The organism is Microbispora sp. GKU 823, from assembly GCF_002027145.1.
Lineage (GTDB): Bacteria > Actinomycetota > Actinomycetes > Streptosporangiales > Streptosporangiaceae > Microbispora > Microbispora siamensis.
Window position 1 is genome coordinate 1 of sequence record NZ_MWJN01000196.1, and the last position, 5,881, is coordinate 5,881.

Annotated in this window: 8 protein-coding genes and 1 pseudogene; 5 read left to right on the forward strand and 4 right to left on the reverse strand. The window is 68.1% G+C overall.

Annotation, left to right across the window (positions count from 1 at the left end; all coding sequences use genetic code 11):
• Nucleotides 1-193: 193 nt before the first annotated feature.
• Together B1L11_RS43705 and B1L11_RS43710 are read right to left on the reverse strand one after the other, a co-directional pair.
• Nucleotides 194-1,519: a HAMP domain-containing sensor histidine kinase gene (locus tag B1L11_RS43705; protein ID WP_079321022.1), complete on the reverse strand. Its 1,326-nt coding sequence runs from the start codon at nucleotides 1,517-1,519 to the stop codon at nucleotides 194-196.
• Between the two features lies 1 nt (nucleotide 1,520).
• Nucleotides 1,521-2,189, reverse strand: coding sequence for a response regulator transcription factor (locus tag B1L11_RS43710; protein ID WP_079321023.1), 669 nt, complete (start codon nucleotides 2,187-2,189; stop codon nucleotides 1,521-1,523).
• 155 nt (nucleotides 2,190-2,344) lie between these two features.
• On the opposite strand from B1L11_RS43710, the gene B1L11_RS43715 reads away from it, so the two are divergent.
• The 3 genes from B1L11_RS43715 to B1L11_RS55665 all read left to right on the forward strand — a co-directional run bounded on the left by B1L11_RS43715 (nucleotide 2,345) and on the right by B1L11_RS55665 (nucleotide 3,716).
• Nucleotides 2,345-2,947 carry a hypothetical protein gene (locus B1L11_RS43715; protein ID WP_143737985.1) on the forward strand — a complete coding sequence of 201 codons (603 nt, stop codon included), beginning with the start codon at nucleotides 2,345-2,347 and terminating at the stop codon, nucleotides 2,945-2,947.
• A gap of 98 nt (nucleotides 2,948-3,045) precedes the next feature.
• Entirely contained in the window at nucleotides 3,046-3,264 is a 219-nt protein-coding gene (locus tag B1L11_RS43720; protein WP_079321025.1) for a hypothetical protein, read from the forward strand.
• Complete coding sequence (locus tag B1L11_RS55665) at nucleotides 3,225-3,716, forward strand: aquaporin (RefSeq protein ID WP_079321026.1); 492 nt, start codon at nucleotides 3,225-3,227, stop codon at nucleotides 3,714-3,716. Before B1L11_RS43720 ends, B1L11_RS55665 begins: the two co-directional genes overlap by 40 nt.
• A gap of 74 nt (nucleotides 3,717-3,790) precedes the next feature.
• Here the strand turns inward: B1L11_RS55665 and B1L11_RS46280 are convergent, their stop codons facing one another.
• Together B1L11_RS46280 and B1L11_RS53545 are read right to left on the reverse strand one after the other, a co-directional pair.
• A complete protein-coding gene (locus tag B1L11_RS46280) occupies nucleotides 3,791-4,564 on the reverse strand; it encodes a hypothetical protein (RefSeq protein WP_143737986.1) in 774 nt (257 codons plus the stop codon).
• A 141-nt stretch (nucleotides 4,565-4,705) separates the two neighbouring features.
• A pseudogene (locus B1L11_RS53545) lies at nucleotides 4,706-5,161 on the reverse strand (ISL3 family transposase); the annotation flags it as partial.
• 118 nt (nucleotides 5,162-5,279) lie between these two features.
• Here B1L11_RS53545 and B1L11_RS49305 point away from each other — a divergent pair.
• Together B1L11_RS49305 and B1L11_RS55670 are read left to right on the forward strand one after the other, a co-directional pair.
• Nucleotides 5,280-5,432 carry a hypothetical protein gene (locus B1L11_RS49305; protein WP_218671689.1) on the forward strand — a complete coding sequence of 51 codons (153 nt, stop codon included), beginning with the start codon at nucleotides 5,280-5,282 and terminating at the stop codon, nucleotides 5,430-5,432.
• A gap of 21 nt (nucleotides 5,433-5,453) precedes the next feature.
• Nucleotides 5,454-5,816 carry a GntR family transcriptional regulator gene (locus B1L11_RS55670; protein WP_218671690.1) on the forward strand — a complete coding sequence of 121 codons (363 nt, stop codon included), beginning with the start codon at nucleotides 5,454-5,456 and terminating at the stop codon, nucleotides 5,814-5,816.
• Nucleotides 5,817-5,881: the final 65 nt, after the last annotated feature.

The window sequence follows — 5,881 nt, forward strand, 5'->3', positions numbered from 1 at the left end:
GATCACCCTCCACAGTGACAGCAGAGGGGTCAGATTTCGGCCGTCGTCTGGGGGTCAGTTTTCACGCGTCGTCGACAAGCGCGATTGTGGTCGGTGCACCTCGCTGGGCAGCGGTATCAGGATGTCGCGCGGGGGTGGGCGGACACGACGAGCGCATGGGGGCCAGAAGCCAGTACCCACGCGGCTGCGCCTCCTACACGCGGGCCCGCACCGCAAGGTCACCCAGCGGGTACGCAACAGACCGCCTGGACAACGGGAAGACCGCACGTAGCCTCGCGCCCGGGCTGTGCGGGACCACCTGGAGGGTCCCCCCGTGAGCCCGCGCGATATCCCGGGCGATCGGCAGCCCCAACCCCGAGCCTCCCGTGTCCCGGGTGCGGGCGTGGTCCAGGCGGGTGAATCGGTCGAAGACGATGGTGTGGTGTTCCGGGGGAATACCGGGGCCGTCGTCCACGACGTCGAGGACGGCGTGGTCGCCCGGAGACGTGAGGGTGACGTGGACTGACGTGGAGGCGTGGCGGACCGCGTTGTCGACGAGGTTCGCGACAAGACGGCGAAGTTGATCGGCGGAGCCGTTGAGGAGCAGGTCGGGGGTGAGGTCGAGGTACACATGGACGTCCGGACGAGGGCGTTTGCGGACGGCCTCCTCGGCGACGACCTGGGCCAGGTCCAGTTCCTCGGCCCGCGACAGGGGTTCGCCGGCGTCGAGCCGGGCCAGCAGGAGGAGGTCGGCGGAAAGGGACTGGAGGCGTGCGACATCGTCCAGTGCCGCAGTCGCCAGCTGCTTCTCGGCGGGCCGGGCCAGCTCCAGCCGGGTTCGCAGGATCGCCAGTGGGCTGCGAAGTTCGTGTGCGGCGTCGGCGACGAACTGCCGCTGCGCGTCGACGGAGGTCTGCAGCCGGTCGAGGGTCGCGTTGACGGTACGGGCCAGTGCGGCGATCTCGTCTCGGGTGTCCGGCTCCGGCACGCGTTCGTGCAGGCCGTGCGCGGTGATGTCGGCGACCTTCGCCCTGATCGCGGAGACCGGGCGTAGCACTCGGCCGACCGCCAGCCAGGTGAACAGTGCGACCACCGCGAGGAGCGCCGGAACCCCCGGGATCAGCAGGTTCCTCAGCGTGGTCATCGCCGCCAGGGCGGGTGCCTTGGAGGCCTTTCCGAGGACGGTGACCGGGCCGTCCTCGGTCTCGAACGTCTGTCTGACCACGAGCACGGCCTCATCGGGTACCGGAGGGCCGTCGTCTTCGCCGGTGGCAGCCGAGCCCGGCATCGGTCCCTTCCCGCCCGGCGGCACCGCTCCCTTTCCGAGCAGCGGCACCATTCCCTTTCCGTCCCCCGCGTCACCCGGCCCCGACTCCGCCTTCAGATGCCGCATCTGTTCCTTGGCGTCGTTCGCCGCCAACTCCTTGGTGGAGGCCGTCAGGCTCGAGTCCAGCGCGGTGAAAAGCGCGATCGAGGCCAGGCAGAGCGCCGCCGCCACCGCGGCGGTGGCCGTCAGCGTCGTGCGTAGACGGACTCCCATGTCAACCCTCCAGCCGGTAGCCCACGCCCCGCACGGTCTTCAGCGTCGTCCGTCCGAACGGTTTGTCGATCTTGCGGCGCAACGCGCTGATGTAGACCTCGACGACGTTCGAATCGCCGTCGTACGCGAAGTCCCAGGCCTGGGCGAGCAGCTCGGCCTTGGTCACCACCTCGCCCGCGTGCCGCGTCAGGCAGTGCAGGATCGCGAACTCCTTGGGTGTCAACGCGATCTGTACGTCCCCGCGACTGCACTTCAGCCCCGCCGGATCGACCCGGAGATCCCCGGCGGTCAGCACCGTCGGCCGCTCCCGCACCTTGCGCCGGGCCAGTGCTCTTAGTCGCGCCAGCAGTACGACGTACGAAAATGGCTTTGTCAGATAATCGTCCGCGCCGGTGTCCAGCGCCTCCGCCTCGTCGTACTCTCCGTCCTTCGCGGTCAGCATGAGGATCGGCGTCCAGTTTCCGGCCTCCCGCAGCTTCGCGCAGACCCCATAGCCGTGCAGCAACGGCAGCATCACATCCAGCACGATCACGTCGTACGAATGCTCGGTCGCCATCCACAGGCCCTCGCACCCGTCGTAAGCGAGATCGACCGCGAAGCCCTCTTTGGTCAGGCCGTCTTTGAGCAGCTCGGTCAGCCTGCGTTCGTCTTCCACCAGAAGTAGGCGCACATCAACAGGGTGAAGGTACGTACCTAAGGTAAACCTGAAGATCATCTTTTACCTCTTCAGGGTCGCTTCAGGTGTAGGGGCCCAAACTGCGGAGCGTTCCGTCAACCGATCACTGGCGGCCCCCACGGGCAGCCGATCTAGGGAGTGACCAGAGAATGAAGAAGAGGAGCATGATCCTCGCGGGGGTCGTCATGACGGTGGGCCTCGGCATCGGCGGCGCCACGGCCGCGTCCGCGACCTCCACCGGCGCCCCGAAGCCGGGGGTCGCCTGCGCCGTGAAGGGTGGTCCGACGGCCACGGGGGAGGGCAAGACCACTGTCAAGGTCGACCAGGACGGCAAGGTCTTCGTGGACGGCAAGGAGGTCCCGAAGAGTGAGCTGAGGACCCTCTGCAAGGAGCCCCCGCTGCCCGGCAAGGGCGTCGCCTGCATCATGAAGGCCAAGGCCGACAGGGCTGACAAGGGCGGCAAGTTCAGGGGGGACAAGTTCAGGGGCGGCAGGGTCTTCGTGGACGGCAAGGAGGCCCCGAAGAGTAAGCTGAGCGCCCTCTGCAAGGAGCCCCCGCTGCCCGGCAAGGGCGTCGTCTGCATCGTGCACGTCAAGGGCGAGGAGAGCGGCGGGTTCGGCGCGAGCGACGAGAAGATCTACGTCGACGGCAAGCTGGCGCACGCCAAGTGCCCCCTGCCCAAGAAGCTCGGTGAGGGCATGGATGACGTGCACGTCGGGGACGACGCCCCGGTGGCCGTCACGCCGAACTGACACACGACTCGCCGCAGGCGCTGACCACTCCATGCGAACGTCCCGCCGGCCACCTCGCCGGCGGGACGTTTCCGCCGGCGCGGGCGGCGGGAACAGCAATGGGCAGATGGCGTGAGGTCATCGCCGAGTTCGCCGGCACGGCGCTCCTGCAACTGCTCGCCGTCAGCGCGCTCGTCGCGGGCTTCACACCCGGTTCGACGCTCGTCGATACGGTGCCGAACGAGGACCTGCGGCGGCTCCTGACGGGCGACCTCACCGCTACCGTGGCGGCGGGATCATGTACTCGCCGCTTGGCCGGATCAGCGGCGGCCACCTGAACCCCGCGGTCACGACCGCGTTCTGGGTGCTGGGCAAGATGACGTCCGGTTCGGCGCTGAAGTACTCCGCCGCACAGGTGGCGGGCGCGCTGGCGGCGCTTCTGGTGTGGGACGGCGCGGCGGCCAGCGTGCGGGTCGGCGCCATCTGGACGGGACTGTGGGTATGCCTCGTGGCACCGACACTCGGCGCGCGCCGTGGTCCAGGCAGGCGATGCCTCGCACCGCGGGCAGGATCCCGGTCTCGTCGCCGCCGCCCCTCTCTGCAGCGGCCGACGCCACCACCAGAGCAGGCACGACCAGCTGCAACCCGCGCTCGTCCAGCTCGAACAGCAATGGTGATCGGCGGCAGGTCCCTGCGGGCGGCCTCCGACACGACTGTGGCGTCCAGGACGAACCCTCGCGGGCTCATCCGGCGGTGCGCAGTTGGTGTTGCGTCAGCAGGACGTGCTTAAGTTCGGCAGCATCGACGCCAACAGTGTCTTGCCGGCGTCGACCGCCTTCTCATGCGGCCTGCCGTTGTGGCGGCTCAGCGGAAACGGCCTCCCTGGCGCCGCAGGGGTGGCGGAGAGGCCGGTGAGGGAGTCGGCACTAGCCCCACCCGTGACACGGCGGGCAGGTCGAGGCGGGAGTCGTAACTGTCGGCACCGGTGGTCATTGCCCTGAGACGACGTAGCGATGCCGCCCGATCAGAGGTACCTCCATCCAATCTCTCGCCACGGCGCAGCTCCAGTACGCGGATGTCCTGCCACAGCTCATCGTGCAGCTCGGCCGGAGCAGCTAGCAGCATCGCCTCGCTCAGCGCTCGCGATGCCCTTACCTTCGGGCTGCCGAGCTGCTCGTAGGCGGTCAGCAGCCGGTCTCTGCCGGGCTGACCGGTATCGACGCGAAGTACTCGTCCCACGTCCTGCCGGTCCCGTTCGGCCACGACCGTCAGCCCTTCGAAGGCGTGCAGGACCGCCCGGGCGGTCGGGACCATGTCGGCGATGCTTGGGGCGATTACCGCGGGCTCTTTGAGCAGTGCGGTGTCTCGTCTGGCCGGGGTCCACGTGGGGTTGTCGTACAGCAGCCGGCCGAGGCGTACGGTCATCTGGTCCAGGTGCTGTTCGCGGAACGATGCCGACAGCGGCCGGCTGCGACCTGTCCGTGCCAGTCGATCCATAACGGCCACCAGGGCGAGCATGTGATCGGAGACCTCGCTCAGCAGGCCATCGCGGACCTGCTCGTTGCCGATGACGGCGGCCCAGTCGGACCGGGGAGCATCCCCCAAGGTAAACAGATCCCGCTCCCCTCTGCCGCCCATCCAGGCTGGGTCTGTCCAATATCAACGGGTCTGTCCCGTAATCGGGTAGTGGCGCTCAGCTATTTTCAGTGCAGCAGAAAGGTGGCGCAGGAGGTCGAACCCGGCCCGGCCGTGCATCTGCCGCATGACTCTCTTCGTTCACGTGTTGACGCCTTCGGTTCGGCCGTTGTGATGGGGCAAGGTGATGCCGGCGTTACAGCCTCGCGGTCGAGCTCGAGGCCGTTGGCGAAGCCGTGCAGGTGGGCCGGTCAGCGGCCCGGGCGTCGGTGAGCCAGGCGGCGAGCTTGGCGTCGTTGCCTGCGACCGGGGTGAGGAGTTCAGCGAAGGCACGGACCAGGCGGGCGAGCTCGGCCAGTTCGGGGCACGTACCACGAGTTCCTGCAGCAACGTGGTGTCGGCCTCACGCAGCCTGCCGGGGCGGGTGAGTAGGAGCCGAGCAAGACGGCGTGGCGTGACGACGGGCCGATCGCCCTCGGCCCGGCCTCGAGTGATGTAGCGGTAGAGCAGGTTGAGGCTGCGCGAGTACCCGAGTTCCTTGATCTCACCGAACAGCTGGGGGACCGGGACGGCCGGCTCGGCGGCGCGCCGCTCCCGCACGCAGGATGGCTAGCATCCGTCACCTTTCCTATACGATCCGAGTGGTCGTCAGCATGCAGCAGCGTTGCGACCGATGTCAACAGGTTCGCGAAGACGCTAGAAGGGACCTCACGTCACGATGGACGACGAAGTGATGATCGCGCGGGGCCGTGGGGCCATGACGGGCGGAACGCCGCCGGGAAGATCTCGCGGCCGGCTTGCCGACGAGGTGTACGACACGCTGCTCGGACAGCTGGAGGACTTCCCGAAACTCGGCTATTACGTATGTTGATGTGACGGTCGGTCGCTACGGATCGAGCCTGGCTCCCGCGTCACGATCGACGCCCTGGCGCGAGAGCTGGGAGTCTCGCAGACGCCGATCCGAGACGCTCTGAACCGCATGGAGGCCGAGGGCCTGGTCGTGCGTGTGCCCCATGCCGGCTATCGCATTCCCCCCAGATCACCCGTCAGCGATTCGAGGACATGCTTGAGCTCCGCCTGCTCCTCGAACCGGCAGCGGCGCGCAGATCCGCCGAACGCGCATCCCCGAAGCAGGTGGGCCGGTCTACGACGAATCCTGGAGAAGATGGCGGAGCTGGAGGAGGGCACCGGGCTCGTGGCCTATGGCGCCTTCGGGCTACGCGAAGGGCGCGGACGGAATGGCGTAAAGGCTTGACGGGCGGGCCGGGCCGAGGAATGCTAACCGCAATCGGATCGGATCCGATCGGATCCACCTCACCC

What these genes read in the sequence shown, in the direction of transcription:
- B1L11_RS43715 (WP_143737985.1), top strand. Translation starts at nt 2,345, where the DNA reads ATGAAGAAGAGGAGCATGATCCTCGCGGGGGTCGTCATGACGGTGGGC.
- B1L11_RS46280 (WP_143737986.1), bottom strand. Translation starts at nt 4,564, where the DNA reads ATGGGCGGCAGAGGGGAGCGGGATCTGTTTACCTTGGGGGATGCTCCC.
- B1L11_RS55665 (WP_079321026.1), top strand. Translation starts at nt 3,225, where the DNA reads ATGTACTCGCCGCTTGGCCGGATCAGCGGCGGCCACCTGAACCCCGCG.
- B1L11_RS43705 (WP_079321022.1), bottom strand. Translation starts at nt 1,519, where the DNA reads ATGGGAGTCCGTCTACGCACGACGCTGACGGCCACCGCCGCGGTGGCG.
- B1L11_RS43720 (WP_079321025.1), top strand. Translation starts at nt 3,046, where the DNA reads ATGGGCAGATGGCGTGAGGTCATCGCCGAGTTCGCCGGCACGGCGCTC.
- B1L11_RS49305 (WP_218671689.1), top strand. Translation starts at nt 5,280, where the DNA reads ATGGACGACGAAGTGATGATCGCGCGGGGCCGTGGGGCCATGACGGGC.